This window comes from Enterobacteriaceae bacterium Kacie_13 (assembly GCA_013457415.1).
Taxonomy (GTDB): Bacteria; Pseudomonadota; Gammaproteobacteria; order Enterobacterales; family Enterobacteriaceae; genus Rahnella.
Genome location: CP045665.1, coordinates 4,233,146 through 4,259,186 on the forward strand (window position 1 = coordinate 4,233,146; position 26,041 = coordinate 4,259,186).

36 protein-coding genes are annotated in these 26,041 nt (G+C 51.2%); 3 read left to right on the forward strand and 33 right to left on the reverse strand.

The window, feature by feature from the left end; all coding sequences use genetic code 11:
• Positions 1 to 11 precede the first annotated feature (11 nt).
• The 13 genes from rplX to rpsJ form a co-directional block, all read right to left on the reverse strand.
• Positions 12 to 326, reverse strand: coding sequence for a 50S ribosomal protein L24 (gene rplX, locus GE278_19445; GenBank protein ID QLK62791.1), 315 nt, complete (start codon positions 324 to 326; stop codon positions 12 to 14).
• 11 nt (positions 327 to 337) lie between these two features.
• Positions 338 to 709, reverse strand: a complete 372-nt coding sequence (gene rplN / locus GE278_19450) for a 50S ribosomal protein L14 (GenBank protein QLK62792.1) — start codon at positions 707 to 709, stop codon at positions 338 to 340.
• A 169-nt stretch (positions 710 to 878) separates the two neighbouring features.
• A complete protein-coding gene (rpsQ, locus tag GE278_19455; GenBank protein ID QLK62793.1) occupies positions 879 to 1,133 on the reverse strand; it encodes a 30S ribosomal protein S17 in 255 nt (84 codons plus the stop codon).
• Positions 1,133 to 1,324, reverse strand: coding sequence for a 50S ribosomal protein L29 (rpmC, locus tag GE278_19460; GenBank protein ID QLK62794.1), 192 nt, complete (start codon positions 1,322 to 1,324; stop codon positions 1,133 to 1,135). Before rpmC ends, rpsQ begins: the two co-directional genes overlap by 1 nt.
• Positions 1,324 to 1,734 carry a 50S ribosomal protein L16 gene (rplP, locus tag GE278_19465; protein ID QLK62795.1) on the reverse strand — a complete coding sequence of 137 codons (411 nt, stop codon included), beginning with the start codon at positions 1,732 to 1,734 and terminating at the stop codon, positions 1,324 to 1,326. Before rplP ends, rpmC begins: the two co-directional genes overlap by 1 nt.
• Before the next feature lie 12 nt (positions 1,735 to 1,746).
• Positions 1,747 to 2,445, reverse strand: a complete 699-nt coding sequence (gene rpsC, locus GE278_19470) for a 30S ribosomal protein S3 (GenBank protein QLK62796.1) — start codon at positions 2,443 to 2,445, stop codon at positions 1,747 to 1,749.
• A 17-nt stretch (positions 2,446 to 2,462) separates the two neighbouring features.
• Positions 2,463 to 2,795: a 50S ribosomal protein L22 gene (gene rplV, locus GE278_19475; protein QLK62797.1), complete on the reverse strand. Its 333-nt coding sequence runs from the start codon at positions 2,793 to 2,795 to the stop codon at positions 2,463 to 2,465.
• Between the two features lie 14 nt (positions 2,796 to 2,809).
• Positions 2,810 to 3,088 carry a 30S ribosomal protein S19 gene (gene rpsS / locus GE278_19480; GenBank protein QLK62798.1) on the reverse strand — a complete coding sequence of 93 codons (279 nt, stop codon included), beginning with the start codon at positions 3,086 to 3,088 and terminating at the stop codon, positions 2,810 to 2,812.
• A 14-nt stretch (positions 3,089 to 3,102) separates the two neighbouring features.
• Entirely contained in the window at positions 3,103 to 3,927 is an 825-nt protein-coding gene (gene rplB / locus GE278_19485; protein QLK62799.1) for a 50S ribosomal protein L2, read from the reverse strand.
• 19 nt (positions 3,928 to 3,946) lie between these two features.
• Positions 3,947 to 4,249, reverse strand: coding sequence for a 50S ribosomal protein L23 (rplW, locus tag GE278_19490; GenBank protein ID QLK62800.1), 303 nt, complete (start codon positions 4,247 to 4,249; stop codon positions 3,947 to 3,949).
• Complete coding sequence (gene rplD, locus GE278_19495; protein ID QLK62801.1) at positions 4,246 to 4,851, reverse strand: 50S ribosomal protein L4; 606 nt, start codon at positions 4,849 to 4,851, stop codon at positions 4,246 to 4,248. Before rplD ends, rplW begins: the two co-directional genes overlap by 4 nt.
• A gap of 16 nt (positions 4,852 to 4,867) precedes the next feature.
• The gene (rplC, locus tag GE278_19500) at positions 4,868 to 5,497 is read right to left on the reverse strand and encodes a 50S ribosomal protein L3 (GenBank protein QLK62802.1); all 630 of its coding nucleotides are present in this window, start codon (positions 5,495 to 5,497) and stop codon (positions 4,868 to 4,870) included.
• Between the two features lie 32 nt (positions 5,498 to 5,529).
• Positions 5,530 to 5,841 (reverse strand): 30S ribosomal protein S10, encoded by a 312-nt coding sequence (rpsJ, locus tag GE278_19505; GenBank protein QLK62803.1) that lies wholly within the window; start codon positions 5,839 to 5,841, stop codon positions 5,530 to 5,532.
• Positions 5,842 to 6,271: 430 nt separating this feature from the next.
• Here rpsJ and GE278_19510 point away from each other — a divergent pair, with 430 nt between their 5' ends.
• The gene (locus tag GE278_19510) at positions 6,272 to 7,096 is read left to right on the forward strand and encodes a prepilin peptidase (GenBank protein ID QLK62804.1); all 825 of its coding nucleotides are present in this window, start codon (positions 6,272 to 6,274) and stop codon (positions 7,094 to 7,096) included.
• 24 nt (positions 7,097 to 7,120) lie between these two features.
• Here the strand turns inward: GE278_19510 and GE278_19515 are convergent, their stop codons facing one another.
• The 11 genes from GE278_19515 to fkpA all read right to left on the reverse strand — a co-directional run bounded on the left by GE278_19515 (position 7,121) and on the right by fkpA (position 15,496).
• A complete protein-coding gene (locus GE278_19515; GenBank protein QLK62805.1) occupies positions 7,121 to 7,600 on the reverse strand; it encodes a bacterioferritin in 480 nt (159 codons plus the stop codon).
• A gap of 85 nt (positions 7,601 to 7,685) precedes the next feature.
• Complete coding sequence (locus tag GE278_19520) at positions 7,686 to 7,880, reverse strand: bacterioferritin-associated ferredoxin (protein QLK63352.1); 195 nt, start codon at positions 7,878 to 7,880, stop codon at positions 7,686 to 7,688.
• 146 nt (positions 7,881 to 8,026) lie between these two features.
• The gene (tuf, locus tag GE278_19525) at positions 8,027 to 9,211 is read right to left on the reverse strand and encodes an elongation factor Tu (GenBank protein ID QLK62806.1); all 1,185 of its coding nucleotides are present in this window, start codon (positions 9,209 to 9,211) and stop codon (positions 8,027 to 8,029) included.
• A 71-nt stretch (positions 9,212 to 9,282) separates the two neighbouring features.
• Entirely contained in the window at positions 9,283 to 11,397 is a 2,115-nt protein-coding gene (fusA, locus tag GE278_19530) for an elongation factor G (GenBank protein QLK62807.1), read from the reverse strand.
• A 96-nt stretch (positions 11,398 to 11,493) separates the two neighbouring features.
• Positions 11,494 to 11,964 (reverse strand): 30S ribosomal protein S7, encoded by a 471-nt coding sequence (gene rpsG / locus GE278_19535; protein QLK62808.1) that lies wholly within the window; start codon positions 11,962 to 11,964, stop codon positions 11,494 to 11,496.
• Positions 11,965 to 12,060: 96 nt separating this feature from the next.
• Entirely contained in the window at positions 12,061 to 12,435 is a 375-nt protein-coding gene (gene rpsL / locus GE278_19540; GenBank protein ID QLK62809.1) for a 30S ribosomal protein S12, read from the reverse strand.
• A 143-nt stretch (positions 12,436 to 12,578) separates the two neighbouring features.
• The gene (gene tusB, locus GE278_19545) at positions 12,579 to 12,866 is read right to left on the reverse strand and encodes a sulfurtransferase complex subunit TusB (GenBank protein QLK62810.1); all 288 of its coding nucleotides are present in this window, start codon (positions 12,864 to 12,866) and stop codon (positions 12,579 to 12,581) included.
• Positions 12,867 to 12,879: 13 nt separating this feature from the next.
• Positions 12,880 to 13,239: a sulfurtransferase complex subunit TusC gene (tusC, locus tag GE278_19550; protein ID QLK63353.1), complete on the reverse strand. Its 360-nt coding sequence runs from the start codon at positions 13,237 to 13,239 to the stop codon at positions 12,880 to 12,882.
• Between the two features lie 22 nt (positions 13,240 to 13,261).
• Complete coding sequence (gene tusD, locus GE278_19555; protein ID QLK62811.1) at positions 13,262 to 13,654, reverse strand: sulfurtransferase complex subunit TusD; 393 nt, start codon at positions 13,652 to 13,654, stop codon at positions 13,262 to 13,264.
• Complete coding sequence (locus GE278_19560) at positions 13,651 to 14,385, reverse strand: hypothetical protein (GenBank protein QLK63354.1); 735 nt, start codon at positions 14,383 to 14,385, stop codon at positions 13,651 to 13,653. Before GE278_19560 ends, tusD begins: the two co-directional genes overlap by 4 nt.
• Positions 14,386 to 14,638: 253 nt before the next feature.
• Positions 14,639 to 15,496: an FKBP-type peptidyl-prolyl cis-trans isomerase gene (gene fkpA, locus GE278_19565; GenBank protein ID QLK62812.1), complete on the reverse strand. Its 858-nt coding sequence runs from the start codon at positions 15,494 to 15,496 to the stop codon at positions 14,639 to 14,641.
• Between the two features lie 292 nt (positions 15,497 to 15,788).
• On the opposite strand from fkpA, the gene GE278_19570 reads away from it, so the two are divergent.
• Entirely contained in the window at positions 15,789 to 16,007 is a 219-nt protein-coding gene (locus GE278_19570) for a lysis protein (protein QLK62813.1), read from the forward strand.
• A gap of 80 nt (positions 16,008 to 16,087) precedes the next feature.
• Here GE278_19570 and GE278_19575 read toward each other — a convergent pair whose 3' ends face one another.
• From GE278_19575 to kefG, 4 genes are all read right to left on the reverse strand, one after another.
• Positions 16,088 to 16,693: a peptidylprolyl isomerase gene (locus GE278_19575; GenBank protein ID QLK62814.1), complete on the reverse strand. Its 606-nt coding sequence runs from the start codon at positions 16,691 to 16,693 to the stop codon at positions 16,088 to 16,090.
• 200 nt (positions 16,694 to 16,893) lie between these two features.
• Positions 16,894 to 17,097 (reverse strand): YheV family putative metal-binding protein, encoded by a 204-nt coding sequence (locus tag GE278_19580; GenBank protein QLK62815.1) that lies wholly within the window; start codon positions 17,095 to 17,097, stop codon positions 16,894 to 16,896.
• Between the two features lie 78 nt (positions 17,098 to 17,175).
• The gene (gene kefB, locus GE278_19585) at positions 17,176 to 18,984 is read right to left on the reverse strand and encodes a glutathione-regulated potassium-efflux system protein KefB (protein ID QLK62816.1); all 1,809 of its coding nucleotides are present in this window, start codon (positions 18,982 to 18,984) and stop codon (positions 17,176 to 17,178) included.
• Positions 18,984 to 19,538, reverse strand: a complete 555-nt coding sequence (gene kefG, locus GE278_19590; GenBank protein ID QLK62817.1) for a glutathione-regulated potassium-efflux system ancillary protein KefG — start codon at positions 19,536 to 19,538, stop codon at positions 18,984 to 18,986. The genes kefB and kefG overlap by 1 nt, the downstream gene beginning before the upstream one ends.
• 129 nt (positions 19,539 to 19,667) lie before the next feature.
• Between kefG and GE278_19595 the strand changes: the two genes are divergently transcribed.
• A complete protein-coding gene (locus GE278_19595; protein ID QLK62818.1) occupies positions 19,668 to 21,587 on the forward strand; it encodes an ABC transporter ATP-binding protein in 1,920 nt (639 codons plus the stop codon).
• Between the two features lie 138 nt (positions 21,588 to 21,725).
• Here GE278_19595 and tauD read toward each other — a convergent pair whose 3' ends face one another.
• The 5 genes from tauD to GE278_19620 form a co-directional block, all read right to left on the reverse strand.
• On the reverse strand, positions 21,726 to 22,571 hold the full coding sequence (gene tauD, locus GE278_19600; GenBank protein ID QLK62819.1) for a taurine dioxygenase: 846 nt from the start codon (positions 22,569 to 22,571) through the stop codon (positions 21,726 to 21,728).
• Positions 22,568 to 23,401, reverse strand: coding sequence for a taurine ABC transporter permease TauC (tauC, locus tag GE278_19605; GenBank protein ID QLK62820.1), 834 nt, complete (start codon positions 23,399 to 23,401; stop codon positions 22,568 to 22,570). The genes tauD and tauC overlap by 4 nt, the downstream gene beginning before the upstream one ends.
• A complete protein-coding gene (gene tauB / locus GE278_19610) occupies positions 23,398 to 24,165 on the reverse strand; it encodes a taurine ABC transporter ATP-binding subunit (protein ID QLK62821.1) in 768 nt (255 codons plus the stop codon). Before tauB ends, tauC begins: the two co-directional genes overlap by 4 nt.
• A 10-nt stretch (positions 24,166 to 24,175) precedes the next feature.
• A complete protein-coding gene (gene tauA / locus GE278_19615) occupies positions 24,176 to 25,186 on the reverse strand; it encodes a taurine ABC transporter substrate-binding protein (GenBank protein QLK63355.1) in 1,011 nt (336 codons plus the stop codon).
• Positions 25,187 to 25,348: 162 nt separating this feature from the next.
• Entirely contained in the window at positions 25,349 to 25,951 is a 603-nt protein-coding gene (locus GE278_19620; protein QLK62822.1) for a LysE family translocator, read from the reverse strand.
• Positions 25,952 to 26,041: the final 90 nt, after the last annotated feature.

The window sequence follows — 26,041 nt, forward strand, 5'->3', positions numbered from 1 at the left end:
ACTACTCCAAATTACTTGATAGTTACGCTGTTAGACTTGAAGAAACGTACTTTTTTGCCGTCTTCGAATCTAAAGCCTACACGGTCCGCCTTGCCAGTAGCCGTGTTGAAGAGAGCAACGTTAGAAACCGGAATTGCAGCTTCTTTTTCAACGATGCCGCCTGGTTGGTTCAGGGCCGGTACAGGCTTCTGATGTTTTTTAACCAGGTTGATGCCTTCAACAATGACCTTACCAGAAGTCAGGACATTTTTTACTTTACCGCGCTTACCTTTATCTTTACCGGTAAGCAGGATAACTTCGTCATCACGACGGATTTTCGCTGCCATGGTTTCGCTCCTTAGAGTACTTCTGGTGCCAGAGAGATAATTTTCATGAACTTCTCATTACGCAGTTCACGAGTTACCGGCCCAAAAATACGCGTGCCGATTGGCTGTTCGCTGTTATTGTTTAAAATAACGCAAGCATTACCATCGAAGCGAATGACAGAACCGTCCGGGCGACGAACACCCTTCTTGGTGCGCACCACTACCGCCTTCAGCACATCGCCTTTCTTCACCTTACCGCGAGGAATTGCTTCCTTGATGGTAATTTTGATGATGTCGCCGACGCCTGCGTAGCGACGGTGCGAGCCACCTAGAACCTTGATACACATTACGCGACGTGCACCGGAGTTGTCGGCCACGGTCAGCATAGTCTGTTCTTGGATCATGTTAGTGCTCCGCTAATGTCAACTACAACTTAGGACCCAGGATAGGTCATTAAGAAATCCCCACAATATGAGGGCGCGGCATTATAACACCGGTTCCCGATCATGGGTAGAAAAAATAAACGGCTCACGTGCATGAGCCGCTTATCTATTTTTGAGAAGCGCTACTGTATTACAGAATCGCTTTCTCTACAACGCGAACCAAGGTCCAGGACTTAGTCTTGGAAAGTGGACGGCATTCGCTGATTTCTACAACGTCGCCGATACCACATTCATTGTTCTCGTCATGTACGTGCAATTTAGTCGTACGCTTGATGAATTTCCCGTAAATTGGGTGCTTCACCACACGTTCAATCGCAACAACGATGGATTTCTCCATTTTGTCACTGATTACACGACCCTGCAGAGTACGGATCTTATCAGTCATTACGCACCCGCCTTTTCAGTCAGTAAAGTTTTCACACGTGCAACATCACGACGCACTTGTTTCAACAGGTGTGTTTGCTGCAACTGGCCGCTTGCCGTTTGCATGCGCAGGTTAAACTGCTCACGCAAAAGGTTCAGCAACTCAGTGTTCAGCTCTTCCACGCTTTTTTCGCGCAGCTCTTGTGCTTTCATTACATCACCGTCTTAGTTACAAAGGTGGTTTTGATAGGCAGTTTGGCTGCTGCCAGCTGGAAGGCTTCACGAGCCAGCTCTTCAGGCACACCGTCCATTTCATACAGGACTTTACCAGGCTGAATCAAAGCAACCCAATACTCTACGTTGCCTTTACCTTTACCCATACGAACTTCGAGCGGTTTCTCGGTGATCGGTTTGTCCGGGAATACTCGGATCCAGATCTTACCTTGACGCTTAACTGCACGGGTCATCGCACGACGTGCTGCTTCAATTTGACGAGCAGTCAGACGACCACGGCCAACAGCTTTCAGACCGTAAGTGCCGAAGCTCACATCCGTACCTTGCGCAAGACCACGGTTGCGGCCCTTGTGCACCTTACGGAATTTTGTACGCTTTGGTTGTAACATCAGCGACTCTCCTTACTTGCGGCCTTTACGCTGCTGCTTTTTAGGTTGAGCAGCCGGTTCCGGTTGTTCAACTGCAGCCATACCACCCAGGATCTCACCTTTGAAGATCCATACCTTAACGCCGATTACACCGTAAGTGGTGTGCGCTTCAGATGTGTTGTAATCGATATCCGCACGCAGTGTATGCAACGGAACACGACCTTCACGGTACCATTCGGTACGCGCGATTTCAGCACCGCCAAGGCGGCCGCTTACTTCAACTTTGATACCTTTAGCGCCAAGACGCATTGCGTTCTGTACAGCACGCTTCATAGCACGACGGAACATAACGCGACGTTCCAGCTGTGAAGTGATGCTGTCAGCAACCAATTTAGCGTCCAGTTCCGGTTTACGGATCTCGGCGATGTTAATCTGTGCAGGAACGCCAGCGATATCCGCTACGACCTTACGCAGTTTTTCGACATCTTCACCTTTCTTGCCGATAACGATGCCAGGGCGAGCAGTGTGAATAGTCACACGGATGCTCTTCGCTGGACGCTCGATAACGATGCGAGAAACGGAAGCTTTCGCTAATTCCTTAGTCAGGAACTGGCGAACTTTAAAGTCGCTGTCCAGGTTGTCAGCGAAATCTTTGGTATTTGCATACCAAGTAGAATTCCAAGGTTTGACAATACCTAGGCGAATACCATTAGGATGTACTTTCTGACCCATTGCTAGTCTCCAGAGTCTCAGCGATCGGACACAACCACAGTAATGTGGCTGGTGCGCTTCAGGATGCGATCTGCACGACCTTTAGCACGAGGCATAATGCGCTTCATGCTTGGGCCTTCGTCTACGAAAATCTTCGTGACTTTCAGATCATCGATGTCAGCGCCATCGTTGTGTTCTGCGTTAGCAATGGCAGACTCCAGCACCTTCTTAACCAGACCAGCAGCTTTCTTGTTGGTGTAGGCCAAAGTTTCCAGAGCTTGCGACACTTTCTTACCGCGGATCAGGTCTGCAACAAGGCGAACCTTCTGAGCAGAAGAACGAGCGTGGCGATGTTTAGCTATAGTTTCCATCTCTTCCTCCTACCTTAGCGCTTTTTAGCTTTTTTATCAGCCGCATGGCCGCGATAAGTACGAGTCGGCGCGAATTCACCCAGTTTGTGACCGACCATTTCATCGGAAACGAACACTGGTACGTGCTGACGACCATTATGGACAGCGATGGTCAAACCGATCATGTTAGGAAAGATCGTTGAACGACGGGACCAAGTGCGCAAAGGCTTCTTGTCACCGCTTTCCACCGCTTTCTCTACCTTCTTCAGCAAGTGCAGGTCAATAAAAGGACCTTTCTTGAGAGAACGTGGCATGGCTTATCCTCTAATTATTTTTTACTACGGCGACGTACAATGAATTTATCAGTACGCTTGTTGCTACGGGTCTTCTTACCTTTGGTTTGAACGCCCCACGGAGTTACCGGGTGCTTACCAAAGTTACGACCTTCACCACCACCGTGTGGGTGATCGACTGGGTTCATCGCAGTACCGCGAACGGTAGGACGAATACCACGCCAACGACTTGCACCTGCTTTACCCAGAACGCGAAGCATGTGTTCAGAGTTACCGACTTCACCTAAGGTGGCACGGCAATCAATCTGAACTTTACGCATTTCGCCAGAGCGCAGACGCAGAGTCACGTAGGAACCGTCACGAGCAACGATCTGAACGTAGGCACCAGCAGAGCGAGCCATCTGGCCGCCTTTACCTGGTTTCATTTCTACGTTGTGAACCGTTGAACCTACTGGGATGTTACGCATAGGCAGGGCGTTACCTGTCTTGATTGCAGCATCAACACCAGATTGGATCTGATCACCTACTTTCAGGCCTTTCGGCGCCAGGATGTAACGGCGTTCGCCGTCTTTGTACAGAACCAGCGCGATGTTCGCGGAACGGTTCGGATCGTACTCCAGACGCTCAACCACTGCAGCGATGCCATCTTTGTTGCGTTTGAAGTCAACAAGACGGTAATGCTGTTTGTGGCCACCACCGATATGACGGGTGGTGATACGGCCATTGTTGTTACGGCCACCGCTTTTGCTCAGTTTTTCAAGCAGCGGGGCAAAAGGTTTACCCTTATGCAGCTCAGGGTTAACCACTTTAACAACGTGGCGACGACCCGGAGATGTAGGTTTACATTTAACAATTGCCATTGTTTCTTACTCCTCCGACTTACTCAGCGCCGCTGATGAAGTCCAGATTCTGGCCTTCTTTCAGGGTGACGTAAGCTTTTTTCCAGTCGCTACGACGACCAACACGCTGACCCTGACGTTTCACTTTGCCTTTAACCAGCAAGGTGTTTACGTCTTCGACTTCGACTTCAAACAGTTTCGAAACCGCAGCTTTGATTTCTGCTTTAGTCGCGTCTTTGGCAACTTTGAGTACGATGGTGTTGTTCTTTTCCATCGCGGTAGAAGCTTTTTCAGAAACGTGCGGCGCGCGCAGCACTTTCAGCAGACGTTCTTCACGAATCATGCCAGCATCTCCTCAACTTGCTTCACAGCGTCAGCAGTCATAACCACTTTGTCGAAGGCGATCAGGCTTACTGGATCGATACCTGCTACATCGCGAACGTCAACCTTATAAAGGTTACGTGCGGCCAGGAACAGATTCTCGTCGACTTCGCCAGTTACAATCAGCACGTCTTCCAGAGCCATGTCTTTCAGTTTCTGTGCCAGCAGCTTAGTTTTAGGCGCTTCTACAGAGAACGTTTCGACAACGATCAGACGATCTTGACGTACCAGTTCGGACAGAATGCTTTTCAGCGCGCCGCGGTACATCTTTTTATTTACTTTTTGACTGTGGTCCTGTGGCTTTGCAGCGAAGGTTACACCACCGGAACGCCAGATTGGGCTCTTTACAGAACCTGCACGCGCACGGCCAGTACCTTTCTGACGCCAAGGTTTTTTACCGGAACCAGTTACTTCAGCACGGGTCTTCTGAGCACGAGTACCTTGACGGGCACCTGCTGCATAAGCAACAACGACCTGGTGTACAAGCGCTTCATTGAAATCACGCCCGAAGGTAGTTTCGGAAACAGTCAGCGCGCTTTGCGCGTCTTTCACTACTAATTCCATTCCTATCTCCTCGACGTTAAGCCTTAACAGCAGGTTTAACGATCAGGTTGCCACCGGTAGCACCCGGAACAGCACCCTTGACCAGCAGCAGGTTGCGCTCAGCATCAACACGTACTACATCCAGGCTCTGAACGGTTACACGTTCGTTACCCAGTTGGCCTGCCATTTTCTTACCTTTGAACACTTTACCTGGAGTCTGGTTCTGACCGATTGAACCATGTCCACGGTGTGCCAAGGAGTTACCGTGGGTAGCATCTTGGGTACGGAAGTTCCAGCGCTTAACTGTGCCAGCAAAACCTTTACCTTTAGAAGTACCGGTAACATCGACTTTCTTAACGTCTGCGAAAATTTCAACGCTAATGTTCTGACCTGCAGTAAATTCTTCACCTTCTGCAAGGCGGAATTCCCACAGACCGCGGCCAGCTTCTACGCCAGCTTTAGCGAAGTGACCCGCTTCTGGTTTGGTTACACGGTTAGCTTTTTTGCTACCAGTAGTAACCTGCACAGCGCGGTAACCGTCGTTGTCCAGGTCTTTGACCTGAGTAACGCGGTTTGCTTCAATTTCGATAACGGTTACTGGGATAGAAACGCCATCTTCTGTGAAGATACGAGTCATGCCCACTTTCTTACCGACTAAACCAATCATTGTTTCAACCTCTCAATCGTCAATGACCCTGATTAACCCAGGCTGATCTGCACGTCTACACCAGCAGCCAGATCCAGACGCATCAGAGCATCAACGGTTTTCTCGGTTGGCTCAACGATGTCAACCAGACGCTTATGAGTGCGGATTTCATACTGATCGCGCGCATCTTTATTGACGTGCGGAGAAATCAGAATAGTAAAACGCTCTTTGCGTGTCGGCAGCGGGATTGGACCACGAACTTGCGCACCAGTGCGCTTCGCAGTCTCAACGATTTCCGCAGTTGATTGATCGATCAAACGATGATCAAACGCTTTCAGGCGGATACGGATTCTTTGGTTCTGCATGAGACCAGAGCTCCAATTATTTTAAACGTAAATGATTACTCCTCATACCCATTTCGATTGATGGGAGAGTGTAATCGTTCTTCACATAACCCCCATATCGGGAGTATTGTTGACCAGCGAGTTGCCTCAGTGGCCAGCTGACTCTGATTGAATCAGACTTACCAATATTAGGTAAGCCCGCGCATTATACGTAAACTGTCGGAATAAGCAACTACCAATTATGGCAACATGCTTTTACTTTACTCACTCCATCGAGGTCAGTCGTGCCGCCTGATACTCCATCATTCAATAATTCATCCCACGAATATGCGCCGAACAAGTCATCCGTTTCAGAATGTAATCACAGTTAAGATTGAATTCTTTAGCGTTCTTCATCCGCCCAATCCAAAATCAGTGCTATTAATCGTCATTGGATGAAGGTGGTAAAATCATGGAGGAAGTCTGGCGAGGTTTTCTATGGAGTTTTAGTTTTCTGACAAATCGCGTACATATCCCCTCTTTGATAGCCGGATTGTTCTTAGGCCGCTATCTGAGGGTTGTGGTCTGCCGGCATTGTCTAAACGAGTGCTACCACGATGAGCCACATCTTATTTTCGATAACTCAACTCCATCATCATATTGTCCACAATGCCAAAATACATTCGCCACATGGCCAAACATCGCCATAGTCAGTTGGTTACTTCTTAAGGAGCGCTGTTATTGTTGTGATGAGCCTACCTCTTTACGCTATCCACTGACGGAGGTATTTTGCGGAATAGTATTCCTTTGTATCTCTTTCTTAGCACCCTCCCCGGTCGCCATCGTCCAACTTTGCGTAATGGCATGGTTTCTTATAGCCCTCAGTATGATTGATTACTTTACGCTCCAATTGCCAGATGCGCTCACTCAACCGCTAATGTGGGTAGGATTGGTGGTAAGTGTCTCCGGGTTCGGAATACGTCCTGAGTCTGCTATATGCGGGGCAGTGTTTGGTTACCTTTCATTATGGGGACTTTATTGGCTGTATTTGATTTTTACTAGCAATGAAGGCATAGGGTACGGTGATTTTAAATTGCTCGCTGCCATTGGAGCTTGGGTTGGATGGGAAATGCTACCGCTTGTTTGTACAATAGCGGCATTATGTGGGATCGTGTTTTCATTGTGTTGGCAAAGGACTCATCATATCCATCAATTGATTCCTTTTGGCCCAAGCCTTTCTGTGGCGGGTTTCCTTATCTACATCAGCCAGACAGGTGACATCCTCTGGCTGATGTAATCTTTACGAATTCAATTCTAATGCTTACTGTGATTCTTCTTTTAACTGAGACTGAATATAGTTTTGCAAGCCGATGCGGTCAATCAGTTCAATCTCCGTTTCGAGCCAGTCGATGTGATGTTCCTCGTCGGCCAAGATAGTTATCATAATATCGCGGCTGACGTAGTCATGAACGGAGTCAGCGTAAGCAATCGCTTCGCGCAGATCTTTCGCACCTTCCAATTCGAGAAGTAAATCTGACTTCAGCATCTCCTCAACATCTTCACCAATATTAAGTTTTCCGAGATCTTGCAGATTAGGCAGGCCCTCCAGAAACAAGATGCGCTCAATGTAGATATCAGCATGCTTCATTTCGTCTATCGACTCATGATACTCGATACCATTGAGGCGCATTAACCCCCAGTTTTTGAACATACGGGCGTGCAAAAAATACTGATTGATAGCAACCAGTTCATTTCCAAGAAGTTTGTTGAGGTGTGCAATGACTTTTTTATCGCCTTTCATAGGTAACTCCTCCGTTCCGGTATCTAAAGCGTAGAACCGGTACAGAGTAAGTCAAAAAAAAGGCACACTTTTTAATGAAGTATTTTTACGCGATTTTTTTGAACTCTGGAATCTGCTGTAATTCATCTTCCATTATCTGACGTGCCGCGCGAACACATTTACCACATTGCGTCCCTACCGGGACAAAATTTCTCAGCTGCTGAAACGTCTGGGGCTGGTAACGTCTTACTGCCTGTCTGATTGTTTTATCACTGACCGAATTACACAAACACACGTACATATAAACCACACCTCGCATAAAACTTACCCTAAATTTAAATGAGAATGGTTATTATTGCAAATGCGTAGTGCATACTTTTTACGTGAATATTAGGTAATAAAAAAGGGTGCCGAGGCACCCTTTTTTTTGCTCTTAATTATCAGCGATTAAGCGATAACTTTAGCAACAACGCCAGCACCTACAGTACGGCCGCCTTCACGGATTGCGAAACGCAGACCGTCATCCATCGCGATTGGGTGGATCAGGGTAACAACCATGTTCACGTTGTCACCAGGCATTACCATCTCAACGCCTTCTGGCAGTTCGATGGTACCGGTCACGTCAGTTGTACGGAAGTAGAACTGTGGACGGTAGCCTTTGAAGAATGGAGTGTGACGACCACCTTCTTCTTTGCTCAGGATATAAACTTCTGAGTCAAATTTGGTGTGTGGCTTGATTGAACTTGGTTTAGACAGTACCTGACCACGTTCGATGTCTTCACGTTTGATACCACGCAGCAGAACACCCACGTTCTCGCCTGCACGACCTTCGTCAAGCAGTTTGCGGAACATTTCAACGCCAGTACAAGTAGACTTAACAGTGTCCTTGATACCTACGATTTCAACTTCTTCGCCAACTTTAACGATTCCGCGCTCTACACGACCGGTAACAACAGTACCACGGCCGGAGATGGAGAATACGTCTTCGATTGGCAGCAGGAATGGCTTATCGATAGCACGCTCTGGCAATGGAATGTAGGTATCCAGGGCATTTGCCAGTTCGATGATCTTCGCTTCCCAAGTAGCATCGCCTTCCAGTGCTTTCAGCGCTGAACCTTTGATTACTGGGATTTCGTCGCCTGGGAAATTGTAAGTAGTAAGAAGTTCACGAACTTCCATCTCTACCAGTTCCAGCAACTCTTCGTCATCTACCATGTCGCATTTGTTCATGAATACGATCATGTATGGAACGCCAACTTGGCGACCCAGCAGGATGTGCTCACGAGTCTGTGGCATAGGGCCATCAGTCGCAGCAACAACCAGGATAGCGCCGTCCATCTGAGCAGCACCGGTGATCATGTTTTTCACGTAGTCGGCGTGCCCTGGGCAGTCAACGTGCGCGTAGTGACGAGTCGGGGTGTCATATTCAACGTGAGAAGTGTTGATGGTGATACCACGAGCTTTTTCTTCTGGTGCGTTATCGATCTGATCGAATGCGCGTGCAGAACCGCCGTAGGTTTTAGCCAAAACGGTAGTGATTGCTGCAGTCAGGGTAGTTTTACCGTGGTCAACGTGGCCGATAGTACCAACGTTAACGTGCGGTTTGTTACGTTCAAATTTTTCTTTAGACACGGATATATTCCTTACTCTTGTGCTCTCCCTTCATAGAGAGAGCACGGGATCATTGTGTTTAAACCTGTGGCTTATTTGCCACGAGCTTCAATAACGGCCAGGGCCACGTTATTTGGCGCATCATCATACTTCAGGAATTCCATGGAGTAAGATGCACGGCCTTTAGTCAGTGAACGCAGCTGAGTCGCATAACCGAACATTTCGGAGAGCGGAACTTCGGCATGGATCACAACGCCAGTAGCGTTAGAATCTTGGCCTTTCAGCATACCTCGACGACGGCTAAGGTCACCGATGACGTCACCAGTGTTCTCTTCTGGAGTTTCCACTTCAACCTTCATGATCGGCTCAAGCAGAACTGGTTTCGCTTTCTTGAAGCCATCTTTGAAGGCAATAGAAGCGGCCAGTTTAAACGCCAGTTCAGAGGAGTCAACGTCGTGGTAAGAACCGAAGTGCAGACGCACACCGAGATCTACTACTGGGTAACCCGCCAGCGGACCTGATTTCAGCTGTTCCTGGATGCCTTTGTCAATCGCAGAGATGTATTCGCCAGGAATTACACCACCTTTGATTTCGTTGACAAACTCGTAGCCTTTCGGATTCGAGCCCGGCTCCAACGGATACATATCGATCACAACGTGACCGTACTGACCACGACCACCAGACTGCTTGGCGTGTTTACCTTCAACGTCAGTCACTTTGGAACGAATCGCTTCACGGTAAGCAACCTGCGGCTTACCTACGTTCGCTTCAACGTTAAACTCACGACGCATACGGTCAACCAGGATGTCCAGGTGAAGCTCACCCATACCTGCGATGATAGTCTGACCAGATTCTTCGTCAGTCCATACGCGGAATGATGGGTCTTCTTTCGCCAGACGGCCCAGAGCCAGACCCATTTTTTCCTGGTCAGCTTTGGTTTTTGGTTCTACCGCAACGGAGATTACCGGCTCAGGGAATTCCATGCGCTCCAGAATGATCACGTTATCCGGATCACACAGAGTATCACCAGTAGTCACGTCTTTCAGACCGATCGCTGCAGCGATGTCGCCTGCACGAACTTCTTTAATTTCTTCACGCTTGTTAGCGTGCATCTGAACGATACGCCCCAGACGTTCGCGCTGTGATTTCACTGGGTTAAATACAGTGTCACCAGAGTTGACGAGACCGGAATAAACACGGAAGAACGTCAAGTTACCCACGAATGGGTCAGTTGCGATTTTGAACGCCAGAGCAGAGAACGGCTCAGAATCATCAGAATGGCGAACTGCTGGAGTGTCTTTACCGTCATCCAACAAGCCGTTGATAGCTTCAACGTCAGTTGGTGCTGGCAGATACTCAACAACAGCATCCAGCATTGCCTGTACGCCTTTGTTTTTAAACGCAGAACCACAGGTAACCAGGATAACTTCGTTGTTCAGAACGCGCTTACGCAGAGAAGCTTTGATCTCTTCTTCAGTCAGCTCTTCGCCACCAAAGAATTTCTCCATCAGCTCATCAGAGCCTTCAGCAGCGGCTTCAACCAGTTTCTGGCGCCATTCTTCAGCCAGTTCTTGCATATCAGCCGGGATCTCTTCGTATTCGAAGGTCACGCCCTGATCGGCTTCGTTCCAGTTGATTGCTTTCATCTTCACCAGGTCAACAACACCAGTGAATTTCTCTTCAGCGCCAATAGCCAGCTGCAGAGGAACCGGAGTTGCGCCCAGACGTTTTTCAATCTGATCAACAACTTTCAGGAAGTTAGCACCCATACGGTCCATTTTGTTAACGAACGCGATACGTGGAACTTTATATTTATTCGCCTGACGCCATACGGTTTCAGACTGTGGCTGAACACCACCAACAGCACAGTAAACCATTACCGCGCCATCAAGAACACGCATGGAACGTTCAACTTCGATGGTGAAGTCAACGTGCCCCGGGGTGTCGATGATGTTGATGTGGTGTGGTTCGAACTGCTTAGCCATACCAGACCAGAAACAGGTGGTCGCAGCGGACGTGATGGTAATACCACGTTCCTGCTCCTGCTCCATCCAGTCCATGGTTGCTGCGCCGTCATGAACTTCACCGATTTTGTGGTTTACACCGGTGTAGAACAGAACACGTTCGGTAGTAGTGGTCTTACCGGCGTCGATGTGAGCACTGATACCAATGTTACGGTAGCGCTCAATGGGTGTTTTACGAGCCATTTGATTCCTCTATAACTAGGACGTTCAAGTTCGGTTAAGCCAAGCGGGTTGGCTTCTTGAAGCGCCCGCTTGGTTAGCATAACTACAGCGAAGTGATTACCAGCGGTAGTGGGCGAACGCCTTGTTGGCTTCAGCCATACGGTGAACGTCTTCACGTTTCTTAACTGCAGTACCTTTGTTCTCTGCAGCATCAGAAAGTTCGTTCGCCAGGCGGAGAGCCATGGATTTATCACCGCGTTTACGAGCAGCTTCAACGATCCAACGCATTGCCAGAGCATTACGACGAACCGGACGGACTTCTACTGGAACCTGATAAGTAGAACCACCTACGCGGCGGGACTTAACTTCGACAGTCGGACGAACGTTGTCCAGTGCGACTTCGAAAGCTTCCAGGTGGCCTTTACCGCTACGTTGAGCCAGGGTCTCAAGAGCAGTGTAGACGATTGCTTCTGCAGTAGATTTTTTACCATCTACCATCAGAATGTTTACGAATTTTGCCAGCAGTTCGGATCCGAACTTAGGATCTGGCAGGATTTTACGTTGACCAATGACGCGACGACGTGGCATGGAAATACTCCGTTGTTAATTCAGGATTGTCCAAAACTCTAAGAGTTTATTTTGACAGTAATGTGAAAATGTTTGGCCTTACTTAACGGAGAACCATTAAGACTTCGGCTTTTTAACGCCGTATTTAGAACGAGATTGCTTACGATCCTTAACGCCTGAACAGTCCAGCGCGCCGCGGACGGTGTGATAACGCACACCTGGCAAGTCTTTTACACGACCGCCACGGATCAGGATCACGGAGTGTTCCTGAAGGTTATGACCTTCACCACCAATGTAGGAGGTAACTTCAAAACCGTTAGTCAAACGCACACGGCATACTTTACGCAATGCGGAGTTTGGTTTTTTAGGGGTGGTGGTATATACACGAGTACATACGCCACGTTTCTGCGGGCAAGCTTCCAGCGCTGGAACGTTGCTTTTAGCAACCTTCGTAGAGCGTGGTTTGCGTACCAGCTGATTAATTGTTGCCATTAAAAAGCTCCTGGATTTTGATTCATAAACTACTTTGTAAACGCGTGATAAATCGCCCCATAAAAAGCATTAGCTAATATGGGGACGCAGAATTTTAGAGCTGACCATGGAGGGTGTCAAGAAATATACAGCACATCATTGATTCACCATGCCGTTTGCTGGGCATGTTTCTCCGTCAGCGCGACGAAACCAGTATAGTCGATCAGCGTGATGTTGTGCGAAATTTGACCAACCAATCCTCTGGCCGCCAAATCCTCGCTTAATACATAGACGCTCTGCACATGCTGAAACAACAGTTCACATGCCTGACTCCCTTCGATAGCTGCCAGTACACCGTCCTGCATCAGCAGCAGCGCATCTTCCGGAGCGACCAGTTTAATAAGCAGCGGGAAATCACAGTGTTGCGGGGAATGGGCAAGAGTAAAAAGCATTGTAATTCCTGAGTCAGAACGTCATCACCACATCATATTCAGCCAGCTGTCTGCTGATTTCAGATACAGACAGCGGCACCACATCCAGCACCCATTCATGCGTTGCGGATAATCCTCTCGCCTTCAAAGACTCTGCGCAGACAAAGCACTGATCGACGTCATAAAGCGATAACACGCCAAATGTCGCGATATAATTACGCGCTAATATTTTTTCCGGCTGCTGGGTGGGCATCAGCTGAAAAACGCCATCGGCCATGAAAAAGACGCCAATGTCTTCGGTGAGCGCAGAGGTTGCGAGCAACGCATCCAGCCCTTCGCGGCCGGCGGAAGTCCCGTGAGGCCCCTGCGTGAAAATAAACGCCACCTTCTTCATCATTATTTCCAGCCATAACACATCAGAATTGCACCATACGATCACAGGTCAGCGAGGCTTCCGCGAGACTGCCGAGTCCGGTCAATGAAAAACCGGGTTGCAGGTTAGTCTGGCCATGTCCCTGATTGGTCGCTTCGTTTTCATCGATTACACCACGACGTAGGGCCGCTGCAATGCACACGTTGAGCGCCACCTGATGATCCGCTGCCATTCGTTGCCATGAGCGAACCAGATCGAATTCATCAGACGCCGGTGCTGAAAGCAGATTGCCGTTGAGCACACCATCGCGATAGAAAAAGACACTCTCGAGCTGATGACCGCTGGAGAGAAGCGCCAGCGCGAACTGATAGGCGGCACTCGCTTGCTGAGTGCCATAGGCCGGGCCGGTGACCAGCAGGCAGTAACGCAGTTTCAACGTTCGTTCCCCACCAGATCTCCGCTTTTAAACTGGCGGATATACAGGTAGACCGTATGTTTGGAGATATTCAGGCGATCAGCCACCTGATTAATGGCATCTTTAATATCAAAAATACCTTTTTCATAAAGATTCAGCACCACCTGACGATTCTTCGCGTTATTAGACACATTGCGATCCGCATTCACTTCTTCAATCGTGAATTCAAGCGTTTGCGCCACAAGATCATCGACAGACGAGGCGAAGTTTACCGACGGTGCCACTTCCTGAGTTTCAGGCGGCATGAAGGTCTGAATGATTTGCGAGAAAGGTACGTCAAGATTCATGTTGATGCACAGCAGTCCCACCACGCGCTGTTCGCGATTGCGAATGGCGATTGTGACCGACTTCATCAACACACCGCTTTTAGCGCGAGTGAAATAAGCTTTAGATACATTACTGTCCGCACCGGTCATGTCATGCAACATGCGCAGCGCCAGATCGGTAATAGGTGATCCAATCTTGCGGCCCGTGTGCTCGCCGTTGGCGATACGCACCGCAGAACATTTCAGGTCTTCCAGCGAGTGAAGAACAATTTCGCAATGCTCACCGATCAGCATCGCGAGTCCATCCACAACGGCTTCGTAGGAGGACAAAATTTCGTGATCGACCTGGCTGAAAGGACGTTGGTCCAGCAAATCCAGCTCGCCGGTTTCGCCAGTTATAAGCGAATTAGACATTGAAGCTACCACCCTCTGCATCGCGCCTTCTCATGGAGCCATGGGCGCATTATTCATCATTCCAGGGTCGTTACTGTATCAAAACTACAGAAAAAACGGCCTTGCGAGTTTACGGATCTGTGACGTTATGCCCGACGGACAAACGCGTCAAGTAATCATCATAGAGTAACCGCAGTAAAAAAGAGGGGTTGATGGCGATAAAAGTCACTGGCGAAAAAAAACCGCCGCGTTATGCGACGGTTCTGTGCAGCCACTGAGCGTGAGCTTAGTTAGCTTTTGGCGCGGCTTCAGCTTCAGCAGGTTTTTCGGCTGCTTTAGGATCTGCTTTAGGTGCTGCTTTCACATCCAGCAGTTCAACGTCGAACACCAGAGTAGAGTTTGCAGGGATCCCCGGCACGCCGGTTTTGCCGTAGGCCAGTTCCGGTGGAATAACCAGCTTGATTTTACCGCCTTTCTTAATGTGTTTCAGGCCTTCAGTCCAGCCTGGGATCACGCCATCAAGACGGAAAGACAGTGGCTCACCACGGGTATAAGAGTTATCAAACTCTGTACCGTCGGTCAGGGTGCCTTTGTAGTTCACGACAACGGTATCGCTGTCTTTCGGTGCTGCGCCGGTACCTGGTTTTTCTACCTGATACAGCAGGCCAGATTCTGCTTTCTTCACGCCTTTTTCTTTGGCGAAGTCAGCACGGAATTTATCACCTTTATCAGAGTTCGCTTTTGCGTCCTGTTCCATCTTCGCTTGCGCAGAAGCTTTCACACGGCCTTCGAAGGTTTGCAGGGTTTTCTCGATTTCCTGATCAGACAGTTTGCTTTTATTCGCAAACGCATCCTGAACACCGGCGATCAGCTGGTCTTTGTCCAGTTTGATGCCCAGTTTTTCTTGTTCTTTCAGGGAGTTGTCCATATAACGACCCAATGAAGCGCCCAGTGCATACGCAGCCTGCTCGTCATCACTTTTAAACTTAGAGGCTTCTGCCGCTGCGGGTGCAGCTGCGGCTGGCGCGGTGGCAGCAGGGGTTGCTGCTGCGGCCGGTGCAGTTTCAGCAGCCATAACCTGAGTCGCGTTCAGGGCGATTGCCATGGTCGTTGCCAGCAGGGTGACTTTAAACAGTGATTTCATCCATTTCTCCAGGACCAGAAGTTTCTGTCTTCTGGTAATCATTACGAAAGTTCGGCGGTTACTATAACTGTCCGTCTCACGACAAAACAATCTCTATACATGCCATTAGCGTCTATTTCAGACCTTTTGTGCATCAATAAGTTTCGCAAAACCGTTGAAAAGCGATGGTTAAGCACCACAGAGGTCAGGTAATTGGCCGTATTTGCAGGTAGAATCGCCTCCCTAAATACAGAATGAAGTTCCGGTCAGTGCTCAATCTGATCAACTTGAGCCACACGATGAGGTAATTAAGATGAACTCAAATACCGTTGAACAACGTCTGGAAATGCTGGAAAACAAGCTGGCTTTTCAGGAAGTAACCATAGAAGAGCTGAACATGATTGTTACGCAACACCAGCTCGAGATGAGCCGTTTGCAAGATCATCTGCGTCTGCTGACCGACAAACTCCGCGCCAGCCAGCCGTCGATGATTGCCGATCAGTCAGAAGAGACTCCACCGCCGCATTACTGATAGCGTGGCGGATGCAGATAAAAAGAAAGGCGCCCATCAGGCGCCTTTCTTATATGTATGCAACTAAACGCGCAAAGCGATTAGTGACAACCGCAACCGCCGTTGCCGCCGCAGCCGCCTTTCTTCGGTTCGTCATGACCGTGATCGTGATCATGGCTGTGACCGTGGCCGCCGCAGCAACCGTCGCCATGTTCGTGATCATGACCATGGTCGTGGCCGTGTTCGCCGTGAACGTGGCCATGAGCCAGTTCTTCTTCGGTCGCTTCACGGATTGCTACCACTTCTACGTGGAAATTCAGATCCTGACCCGCCAGCATGTGGTTGCCGTCAACAACAACGTGGTCGCCGTCAACTTCAGTGATTTCTACAGGAACCGGACCCTGATCTGTGTCAGCCAGGAAGCGCATACCAACTTCCAGCTCTTCAACACCCATGAAAACATCTTTAGGCACGCGCTGAACCAGGTTCTCATCGTAGTTGCCGTACGCATCGTTTGCGCCAACATGCACGTCGAACACATCACCAATTGCATGACCTTCCAGCGCTGTTTCCAGACCAGAGATCAATGAACCATGGCCATGCAGATAATCCAACGGTGCGCTCACCGGAGATTCATCAACCAACACACCGTCTTCTGTACGTACCTGATATGCCACGCTGATGACCAGGTCTTTTGATACTTTCATGATAACTCCTACCGTTGGAAACTTAATTTGTTGTCTGCGGACGTCTCAACAACGTACGCAACGTCGGTCAAGACTAATTCAGTGACGGCCACTTTTCGATGAGATCATCCCGAAAAGCGATACCGGATAAATTTGGCGAAGAGTGTAGCGGAAATCCGCGTCGCTGTACCCCACAGCATAAAAAATCGCGGGCAATAACGCTACTTCGGATCAAAAATACCGATCACCTGCTCTTCCGGGCGCAGCTTCTTGCTGACCTGTGCATCCGTCTGCCGCTGATGGTGTCCGCACTTCATGCATTCCACCACTTCAACCTGATCTTCCTGCCATAACGCCAGCGTATCCAGCGCCTTACATTTCGGGCATACCGCACCGGCGATGAAACGTTTACGGGTACTAGCCATGTTACTTCTCCTGAATTTTCCGACATTGCGTCCGGTCAGTTTTCGATCAAATGGCGAAATTATTTTTCGTCTGCCAGGCTATTCATCGTCGTCCCAGCCATCAAGCTGGCGACGTTCGTTATGCATTTCGCTCTGGAAGATGTCTTCGAGCTCGCGTCGTGCTTCTTTAACACGGGAAATCTGCGCCACATCGCCGCGGTTTTGCGGCACCAGTTCACGCAGCATCCGCATATCGAGACGGCGGAAATGCTGCTGCGCACGGTAAGCACTATGGGGATGCATCCCCAGCGTCACCAGCGCTTTCTTGCCTAACTCCAGCGCACTGGAGAACGTCTCACGGGAGAAGTTCGCCACACCGGCCTGCAACAGTTCATGCGCTTCTACGCGGCCACGGGCGCGCGCCAGAATATTCAGATGCGGAAAGTGCTGCTGACACAAATGGACGATAGTCATGGTGTCTTCCGGTTCATCACAGGTGATGACAATCGATTTCGCCTTCTCCGCGCCGGACGCCCTGAGCAGTTCGAGTTCAGTCGCATCGCCGTAATACACTTTATAACCATAAGTGCGCATCAGGCCGACTGCGCTGATATCGCGTTCCAGCACGGTGATCCGCATCTTGTTGGCCATGAGCAAACGCCCGATCACCTGACCGAAACGCCCAAAGCCGACGATTATCACCTGCGGCTCATCATCCTGCACAAAATGTTGCTCGTCACTCTCTTCGCCGTCGTTATAACGGCGCACCAGAATACGATCGACCCACTGCATCAGCAGAGGCGTGGTCATCATCGACAGAGTGACAACCACCAGCAACAGGGAGAGCTGCGAGGAGGAAATGACTTTCTGCGCACCCGCCGCCGAGAACAGCACGAAGGCGAATTCGCCGCCCTGGCTAAGCACTGCTGAAAACTGCAACCGTACCGACGTACGCAGGCCAAACACCCGCGAAAGCCCGTAAAGCACTGCGCCTTTGACGGTCACCAGAATAATCACACCCGCCAGCACCAGCAGAATATGGGTGTAAAGCACGCCAAGATTGAGCGCCATGCCGACGGAAATAAAGAACAGCCCCAGCAGTAAACCCTTAAACGGCTCGATAGCGATTTCCAGTTCGTGCTGATATTCGCTTTCGGCCAGTAAAATACCGGCGATAAACGTACCGAGCGCCATCGAGAAGCCCAGTGTATCCATAAACAGCGCAGAGCCCAGCACCACCAGCAGCGCCGCGGCGGTAAACACCTCGCGCACGCCGGAGGCCACGATCAGCCGGAAAATCGGCCTCAGCAGATAGCGTCCGCCAATCAGCATCCCGCCGAACGCCAGCACTTTCATGCCGATCATTTCCCAGTTATTGCCCCCCTCAGAGCCGCCTGCCAGAATCGGAATCAGCGCCAGTGCCGGGATCACAGCGATATCCTGAAATAGCAGCACGGCAAACCCCAGCTGCCCGCCTTCGTTGCGGGTCATGCCTTTGTCACGCATCAGTTGCAACGCCATCGCCGTCGAGGACATCGCCAGCCCGATACCGCCGATCACCGCCGCTTGCCACGAGAATTTCGTCAGATACAACAACCCGCCAAGTACCAGCGCCGTGAGGATCACCTGTCCGGCACCGACACCAAAAATTTGCCGCCGCAGCGCCCAGAGCTTTCCGGGGTTCAGCTCCAACCCGATGATAAACATCAGGAAAACAACCCCCAGCTCGGAGAAATGCAAAATTTCATCAACGTCGCGAATAAAGCCCAGCCCCCAGGGGCCGATGGCGATCCCGGCCAGCAAATAGCCGAGTACTGCGCCGATGCCTAAACGTTGCGCAAGAGGGACTGCGACCACCGCAGCGAATAAAAACAGCAAGATCGCTGTGGGCAGATTCGAACCATCCATTAGGCGATTCCTCCGTGCGGCAGCGGCGATTTAAGCCATTCGCCGTAGGCTTCAGCATGACTTTGCAGCACATCCGGTTTCTGCCGGCGCGCCCAGTAAATGATGATGGGCGTCATCCAGTGCATGTGGCACATCGCCGACGTCAGCTCGAAAGGCCGCATGATGTCGGACATCGGATAACGGTTATACCCGCCCGCTTTATACGCGCCCTCCGGCTCGCCGGTGGTGATCACCGAACGCCAGTATTTGCCGCGCAACTCGTTGCCACCTGCCCCGCTGGCGAATCCGCGCGCCAGCACACGATCCATCCACTCCTTCAGCAATGCCGGGCAGCTATAGGTATAAAGCGGATGCTGGAAGACGATCACCTTATGTTCGCGCAGCAACTGTTGCTCGCGGTGGATATCAATAAAGAAGTCGGGATAGTGGGCGTACAAATCATGCACGGTGACATGGCCGAGTTGCTGTGCCTGCTGCAGTAAAACGCGGTTGGCGACCGAATCGGGTGATTCCGGATGGGCGTACAGCAGCAAAACCTTTGGTGGCTGCGACATCAATACCTCCAAAGCGTCGTCAGGGTGCGGTTTTTCCGTTACCATGCTTCGCAAAGACAAAATAGGACGCGATACGTCTTGTTTAAACTAATATCGTGACAATTTAACATACTCTCAACACGGCGCTTTATGATTGTTTTCTCCTCCTTACAGATCCGACGCGGCACAAACGTGCTGCTGGACAACGCGTCTGCGACCATCAATCCCGGCCAAAAAGTCGGGCTGGTGGGCAAAAATGGCTGCGGTAAATCCACCCTTATTTCTCTGTTAAAAGGTGAAATGAGCGCCGATGCAGGAAACCTGACGTTTCCAACAAACTGGGCGCTTGCCTGGGTTAATCAGGAAACGCCGGCCCTGGACGTGCCTGCGATAGAGTATGTTATCGACGGCGATCGCGAATTTCGTCAATTAGAAGCCGAATTACAGCTCGCGAACGATCGTGATGATGGCCACGCCATCGCCACGCTGCACGGCAAACTCGATGCGATTAATGCCTGGACCATTCCGGCGCGAGCTTCCAGCCTGCTCAGCGGTTTAGGCTTTAGTCAGAATCAGCTGCAGCAGCCGGTGAAATCCTTTTCCGGCGGCTGGCGTATGCGCCTTAACCTGGCGCAAGCACTGATCTGCCGTTCAGATTTGCTGTTGCTCGATGAACCGACCAACCACCTCGATTTGGACGCGGTGATCTGGCTGGAGAAATGGCTGAAAAGCTATACCGGCACGCTGGTGCTGATTTCCCATGACCGCGATTTCCTCGATCCTATCGTCGATAAAATTCTGCATATCGAACAGCAGACGCTGAACGAATACACCGGCAACTACTCGTCTTTCGAACGTCAGCGTGCGACCAAACTGTCGCAGCAGCAGGCATTGTTTGAAAGTCAGCAGGAAAAAGTGGCGCATCTGCAAAGCTATATCGATCGTTTTCGGGCGCAGGCGACCAAAGCCAAGCAGGCGCAGAGCCGTATCAAGATGCTGGAGCGTATGGAACTGATTGCCCCGGCGCACGTCGACAATCCTTTTCATTTTAGCTTCCGTTCGCCGGAAAGTTTACCTGATCCTCTTCTGCGCATGGAAAAAGTCAGCGCTGGCTACGGCGAAACCACCATTCTGGATTCGATCAAACTTAATCTGGTGCCTGGCTCGCGTATCGGCCTGCTCGGTCGCAACGGCGCCGGTAAATCGACGCTGATTAAATTACTCGCCGGAACCATGGCGCCGCTGCAGGGCGATATCGGCCTGTCGAAAGGGGTCAAACTCGGTTACTTCGCGCAGCATCAGCTTGAGTTTCTGCGTGCGGAAGATTCTCCGCTGCAACATCTGGTGCGACTGGCAGCAAAAGAAACCGAACAGCAGCTGCGTGATTATCTCGGCGGTTTCGGCTTCCACGGCGACAAAGTGACGGATCCGACCGGGCGTTTCTCCGGCGGTGAAAAAGCGCGTCTGGTGCTGGCGCTGATCGTCTGGCAACGACCGAACCTGTTGCTGCTCGATGAACCAACGAACCACCTGGATCTTGATATGCGTCAGGCGCTGACCGAAGCGCTGATGGACTTCGAAGGTGCGATGGTCGTGGTCTCGCATGACCGCCACTTACTGCGTTCCACCACCGACGATCTTTATCTGGTTCACGGTGGCAAAGTCGAACAGTTCGACGGCGACCTGGAAGATTATCAGCAATGGCTGGTGGATATTTCACGTCAGGAAAATCAGCAGGATGCGCCTTCGAAAGACGGCAGCATCAACAGCGCGCAGTCGCGCAAAGATCAGAAACGTCGCGAAGCCGATTTCCGCAACCAGACTCAGCCACTGCGCAAACAGATTACTAAGCTGGAAACGCAGATGGAAAAACTGACCGCCGAACTGACCACGCTCGAAGACCGTCTGGCCGACTCGGCGATTTATGATATCAGCCGTAAAGCTGAACTGACGGAATGCCTGCAACAGCAGACCAAAGTCAAAGGCGCACTCGATGATACCGAAATGACCTGGCTCGACGCGCAGGAACAACTGGAAACATTGGCAAAAACGTTTGATTTAGAAAACTAATTTCGGTTCATAACCGTCTCAAGACGAAGCGTGATTGTGCGGGAGCGAGGCAAGGCGCAAGACGCCCTGGGAGCGGAGCATACTCAAGTATGTGAGCACCCCGGGGCAACGCTGCCGCAGCCCCGCACAACCACGCGACTATCGATAGAAAGGTTTGTCGCCCAGTATCGTCGCCCTGTGCATAATCCGCCGCTGCGGCAAATAATCCGCATTGGCATAATGCTGCGTCACACGGTTATCCCAGATCGCGATGTCATTTTCCTGCCAGCGCCAGCGCACCTGAAACTCAGGTTTGGTGATGTGGCTAAACAGAAACGTCAGGATCGCCGCACTCTCTTTTTCACTCAGCCCAACAATCCGCGTCGTAAAACCTTCATTGACGAACAACGCCTGTTTACCGCTCACCGGATGTGTTCGAATCACCGGATGCAGCAACGGAGGATTCTTCTCTTTGGCTTTCAACCATTGAGCGTGTTCTTCGGCCGTTTTGCGGTACTTAAACTCCTGGAAGGATTTGGTAAAATCGTGTTCAGCCTGCAAGCCCGTCAGCAAGTTCCGCAAAGGCTCAGATAGCGCGTCATACGCGGCAATCCCGCTGGCCCACAGCGTGTCTCCGCCAAAAGAAGGCAACTTTTTCGCCGCTAAAATCGCACCGGCGGGCGGCGTTTCGATAAAGGTCACGTCAGTGTGCCAGTTGTCATTATCCGGCGGATTATCATCATGCGTATCCAGCACAATGATTTCTTCCACACCCGGCGCATGTGGATATACCGGATGAATATGCAAATCGCCGAAACGGGCTGCCAGAGCACGTTGTTCAACCGGCGTAACAGGCTGATTGCGCAGGAACAGCACCTGATGCTTTAACAATGCGTGATACAGCTGTTCAAACTGCGCATCAGACAGCGGTTTACTCAGAATCACATTCTCGACCTGCGCGCCGATATACGGGCCTAACGGCGTGATTGTCAGACGTTCGTTCATTGTTGTTCTCCATGCCACGGGGTCAGCTTTCGCTGCAAAGCGCGCAACCCGAGTTCAAGACTAAATGCGATCAGCGCGATGACGCTGATCCCGGCAATCACGACATCTGTCGCCAGAAACTCACCAGCCGACTGCACCATAAAGCCGAGCCCGCGCGTGGCAGCTATCAGCTCAGCCGCGACCAGCGTTGACCAGCCGACACCCAGTCCGATGCGGATACCCGTCAGGATTTCCGGCAGCGCACTCGGCAAAATCACGTAACGCAAAACCTGTATTTTACTGGCACCCATGGCCTGGGCAGCGCGAACCCGCACCTGCGACACGCTGCGTACACCCGCCAGCGCTGAAAGCGCCACCGGGGCAAAAATCGCCAGGTAAATCAGTAAAATCTTTGAGGTTTCGCCGATTCCAAACCAGATGACCATCAGCGGCAAATACGCCAGCGGAGGCACCGGGCGGTACAGTTCGATAAGCGGATCAAGAATGCCACGCACCGTGTCATTCAATCCCATGGCGATTCCGACCGGTACGCCGAGAATCACCGCAGCCAGCAGCGCAATCACGATGCGCGTCAGGCTGGCGGCCAGATGCTGCCACAGCGTGGCGTCCATAAATCCTTGCGGGCTGGCGATCACATACAGCTGATGTAAAACCTGCTGCGGCGCGGGTAAAAATAACGGACTGATGAGATGCAGCGCCGTTATCGCCCACCAGACCAGCAACAACACCACCAATGTGGCAATGCTCAGGCGCACATTGCGCGGCAGGCGAAATCTCCGACCCGAAACGGCAGACGGTGTAGCGGTTTTCAACGCGGAGTGCAGGCTCATATCAGCACCTCGCGCTGCTGGAAGACTTTACCCAGCACGTATTCGCGCTGAGCAATAAATTCGGGATCAGATTTGATCGCCCGGCAGTTTTCACCACTGGCATAACGCTGGCCAAAATTGAGCTTCAGCCGTTCAACCACCTGACCCGGCCCCGGCGACAGCAGCAACAGTTCGCTCGCCAGAAACACCGCTTCTTCAATATCGTGGGTGATAAGCAAAATCTGTTTGCCGGTATCGCGCCAGATAGTCAGCAGTAATTCCTGCATCTGTTCGCGGGTAAAAGCATCGAGTGCGCCAAAGGGTTCATCGAGCAACAGCAGCTGCGGATCTGCCGCCAGCGCGCGGGCGATCCCTACCCGCTGACGCATTCCGCCGGAGAGCTGCCAGATGAAATGCTTTTCATATCCGGCCAGACCGACCTTACTTAACATGCGTTGCGCGATATCGCGTCGCTGTGTTTTTTTCACGCCCGCCAGTTCCAGCCCAAATTCGACATTGCTTTGCACGTCCCGCCACGGCAGCAAACCTTCATGCTGAAAGACCACACCGCGATCGGCTCCCGGCCCGTTCACCGGCTGACCGTCCAGCGTAATGCTCCCGGAAGACGCGGGCTGAAAACCTGCGATCAGGTTGAGCAGCGTGGTTTTTCCGCAGCCGGAGGGCCCGAGCACCACCACCAGTTCACCGCTGGAAATCTGCAAGGAGATGTCTTTCAGAGCAGGTTTCCCCTGATATTCAGCCGACAAATGTGAGACGTTTAACATAGCGAGTTCCTCAGGATTTCGGGCCAGACTGGACTGCTTTCACAAACTGGCTGGTCACATAATCGCTGTAATCATCGTCGGTCTGCTGAATTTTCCCCTGCTCTTTGAGGAACGCCGCCGTGTCTTTAATGGCCTTGTTCACCGGTTCACCGAGCTGGGTAATCTGCTCACTCACCGGCAGATAACGGTTACCTTTCACCAGACCGGGGATCTGATCATCCGGCACGCCGCTCAAACGCGACAATGTGTCGAGATTCTTCTTATCCTGTAACCATTTTTCCGGCTGTTGCAGATAATCGCCCTGCGCTTTCAGGGCGCTGCGGGCAAAAGCAGTCACGATATCAGGATGAGCTTTGGCGAAGTCTTTGCGCACAACCCACACATCCAGCGTTGGTGAACCCCATTTGCCGACCTGTGCTGAATCGGTCAGCACTTTGCCGGTTTTCTCCAGTTCATTCACCGCCGGTGCCCAGACATACGCACCGTCGATATCGCCACGCGCCCACGCGGCTGCGATAGCCGGAGGCTGTAAATTCACGATGGTGACCTGCTTAGGATCGATACCCCAATGCTTCAGCGCCGCCAGCAGGCTGTAATGGGTGGTGGAAATAAAAGGTACCGCGATGCGTTTGCCGATCAGGTCTTTCGGATCGTTAATGCTTTTCTTCACTACCAGCGCTTCGGAACTGCCGAGTTCAGACGCCAGTAAAAACACTTCGATCGGTAGCTTCTGACTGGCAGCGACCGCCAGCGGGCTGGAGCCGATATTGCCAATCTGCACGTCCCCGGAGGCCAGCGCTCGCAGCACGCTCGAGCCGCTGTCAAACTTGCGCCAGTCCACCTGCGCGCCGGATTCTTTGGCAAAGGTATTTTCTGCCTGCGCAACCTTAGCCGGTTCAGCAGAGGTCTGATAAGCCACGGTGACATCCGCTGCCTGCGCGCAGAATGCCGCTACGCTGAGCGCGATGGCCAGGCCACTTTTTTTCACAGCCGGGAAAAGGAAAGTATTGAGAGAGGTCATGTCGGTCAGCTCCGCGCAGGGCGTCATATTGTGTGTTTCACATTTGTAGCGGAGGCGTAAAAATAGATAAAGTAATTAGAAATTATCTTTAATGCATTTTTGGAATATATAGGTGCAGTAAAAAGGCCTCGCGGCGGAGGCCTCAGAAAACGAAGAAGATAATCAGTGCCAGATCAGCAACACGCAGGCCGCCGTCAGAATACCCATCGCGATATTAAACGTGTACCACGCGCGGCGGCTGCGTAACAGGCGGCCAATCACCGTACCGAACCCAAGCCAGATAATCCCGGAAACCAGATTCACCATGAACATGCCGAGGCTGATAGCCGCAATCGAATGATTGTAGTACGCGCCTGCCAGACTGAAACTCGCCACTGCGCCCAGCCCCATGAGCCATGCTTTTGGATTCAGGAACTGCAACAACCAGCCCTGATACAACCGGATCGGCTTCGGCGGCGGCGCCCCGGTTTCCAGTTTTTCGTAGGCGGAGGTGGCAATCTTCCACGCAAGCCACAGCAGATAGAGACTACCGGCGATTTTCAGGAACAGGTGTAACGCCGGATAAACCGTGATCAACCCGCCGACGCCAAACGCCACAAGCAGCAAAATACTTTGCATGCCGAGCATAATGCCGACCATCAGCCATATTGAGCGGAAGAAACCGAAGTTAGCGCCGGAGGTGGTTAACAACATATTATTCGGGCCCGGTGTAATGGCCGCGACCCATAAAAAACCGAGCATAGATAAAAATAAACTAAGTTCCATTTAATTGGGTGCTCCTCACCCGGTGACGTTCGATTCAGTTGTGCGATAGCATTGAAGCTAACAGCGTGATATTGATCGCACAAGAGACTC

Coding starts and splice junctions, on each gene's coding strand:
- fkpA (QLK62812.1), bottom strand. CDS start 15,496: ATGAAATCACTGTTTAAAGTCACCCTGCTGGCAACGACCATGGCAATC.
- rplB (QLK62799.1), bottom strand. CDS start 3,927: ATGGCAATTGTTAAATGTAAACCTACATCTCCGGGTCGTCGCCACGTT.
- GE278_19515 (QLK62805.1), bottom strand. CDS start 7,600: ATGAAAGGCGATAAAAAAGTCATTGCACACCTCAACAAACTTCTTGGA.
- rpsS (QLK62798.1), bottom strand. CDS start 3,088: ATGCCACGTTCTCTCAAGAAAGGTCCTTTTATTGACCTGCACTTGCTG.
- rplN (QLK62792.1), bottom strand. CDS start 709: ATGATCCAAGAACAGACTATGCTGACCGTGGCCGACAACTCCGGTGCA.
- GE278_19520 (QLK63352.1), bottom strand. CDS start 7,880: ATGTACGTGTGTTTGTGTAATTCGGTCAGTGATAAAACAATCAGACAG.
- rpsJ (QLK62803.1), bottom strand. CDS start 5,841: ATGCAGAACCAAAGAATCCGTATCCGCCTGAAAGCGTTTGATCATCGT.
- GE278_19620 (QLK62822.1), bottom strand. CDS start 25,951: ATGGAACTTAGTTTATTTTTATCTATGCTCGGTTTTTTATGGGTCGCG.
- rplD (QLK62801.1), bottom strand. CDS start 4,851: ATGGAATTAGTAGTGAAAGACGCGCAAAGCGCGCTGACTGTTTCCGAA.
- GE278_19580 (QLK62815.1), bottom strand. CDS start 17,097: ATGGCTAGTACCCGTAAACGTTTCATCGCCGGTGCGGTATGCCCGAAA.
- rpsC (QLK62796.1), bottom strand. CDS start 2,445: ATGGGTCAGAAAGTACATCCTAATGGTATTCGCCTAGGTATTGTCAAA.
- rpmC (QLK62794.1), bottom strand. CDS start 1,324: ATGAAAGCACAAGAGCTGCGCGAAAAAAGCGTGGAAGAGCTGAACACT.
- GE278_19570 (QLK62813.1), top strand. CDS start 15,789: ATGAACTCAAATACCGTTGAACAACGTCTGGAAATGCTGGAAAACAAG.
- rpsL (QLK62809.1), bottom strand. CDS start 12,435: ATGGCAACAATTAATCAGCTGGTACGCAAACCACGCTCTACGAAGGTT.
- tusC (QLK63353.1), bottom strand. CDS start 13,239: ATGAAGAAGGTGGCGTTTATTTTCACGCAGGGGCCTCACGGGACTTCC.
- rplC (QLK62802.1), bottom strand. CDS start 5,497: ATGATTGGTTTAGTCGGTAAGAAAGTGGGCATGACTCGTATCTTCACA.
- rplW (QLK62800.1), bottom strand. CDS start 4,249: ATGATTCGTGAAGAACGTCTGCTGAAAGTGCTGCGCGCGCCGCACGTT.
- kefB (QLK62816.1), bottom strand. CDS start 18,984: ATGGATGGTTCGAATCTGCCCACAGCGATCTTGCTGTTTTTATTCGCT.
- GE278_19575 (QLK62814.1), bottom strand. CDS start 16,693: ATGAAAGTATCAAAAGACCTGGTCATCAGCGTGGCATATCAGGTACGT.
- GE278_19595 (QLK62818.1), top strand. CDS start 19,668: ATGATTGTTTTCTCCTCCTTACAGATCCGACGCGGCACAAACGTGCTG.
- tauC (QLK62820.1), bottom strand. CDS start 23,401: ATGAGCCTGCACTCCGCGTTGAAAACCGCTACACCGTCTGCCGTTTCG.
- rplX (QLK62791.1), bottom strand. CDS start 326: ATGGCAGCGAAAATCCGTCGTGATGACGAAGTTATCCTGCTTACCGGT.
- rplV (QLK62797.1), bottom strand. CDS start 2,795: ATGGAAACTATAGCTAAACATCGCCACGCTCGTTCTTCTGCTCAGAAG.
- rplP (QLK62795.1), bottom strand. CDS start 1,734: ATGTTACAACCAAAGCGTACAAAATTCCGTAAGGTGCACAAGGGCCGC.
- GE278_19510 (QLK62804.1), top strand. CDS start 6,272: ATGGAGGAAGTCTGGCGAGGTTTTCTATGGAGTTTTAGTTTTCTGACA.
- rpsG (QLK62808.1), bottom strand. CDS start 11,964: ATGCCACGTCGTCGCGTCATTGGTCAACGTAAAATCCTGCCAGATCCT.
- tauD (QLK62819.1), bottom strand. CDS start 22,571: ATGAACGAACGTCTGACAATCACGCCGTTAGGCCCGTATATCGGCGCG.
- tusB (QLK62810.1), bottom strand. CDS start 12,866: ATGCTTTTTACTCTTGCCCATTCCCCGCAACACTGTGATTTCCCGCTG.
- tauB (QLK62821.1), bottom strand. CDS start 24,165: ATGTTAAACGTCTCACATTTGTCGGCTGAATATCAGGGGAAACCTGCT.
- tauA (QLK63355.1), bottom strand. CDS start 25,186: ATGACCTCTCTCAATACTTTCCTTTTCCCGGCTGTGAAAAAAAGTGGC.
- fusA (QLK62807.1), bottom strand. CDS start 11,397: ATGGCTCGTAAAACACCCATTGAGCGCTACCGTAACATTGGTATCAGT.
- kefG (QLK62817.1), bottom strand. CDS start 19,538: ATGTCGCAGCCACCAAAGGTTTTGCTGCTGTACGCCCATCCGGAATCA.
- rpsQ (QLK62793.1), bottom strand. CDS start 1,133: ATGACTGATAAGATCCGTACTCTGCAGGGTCGTGTAATCAGTGACAAA.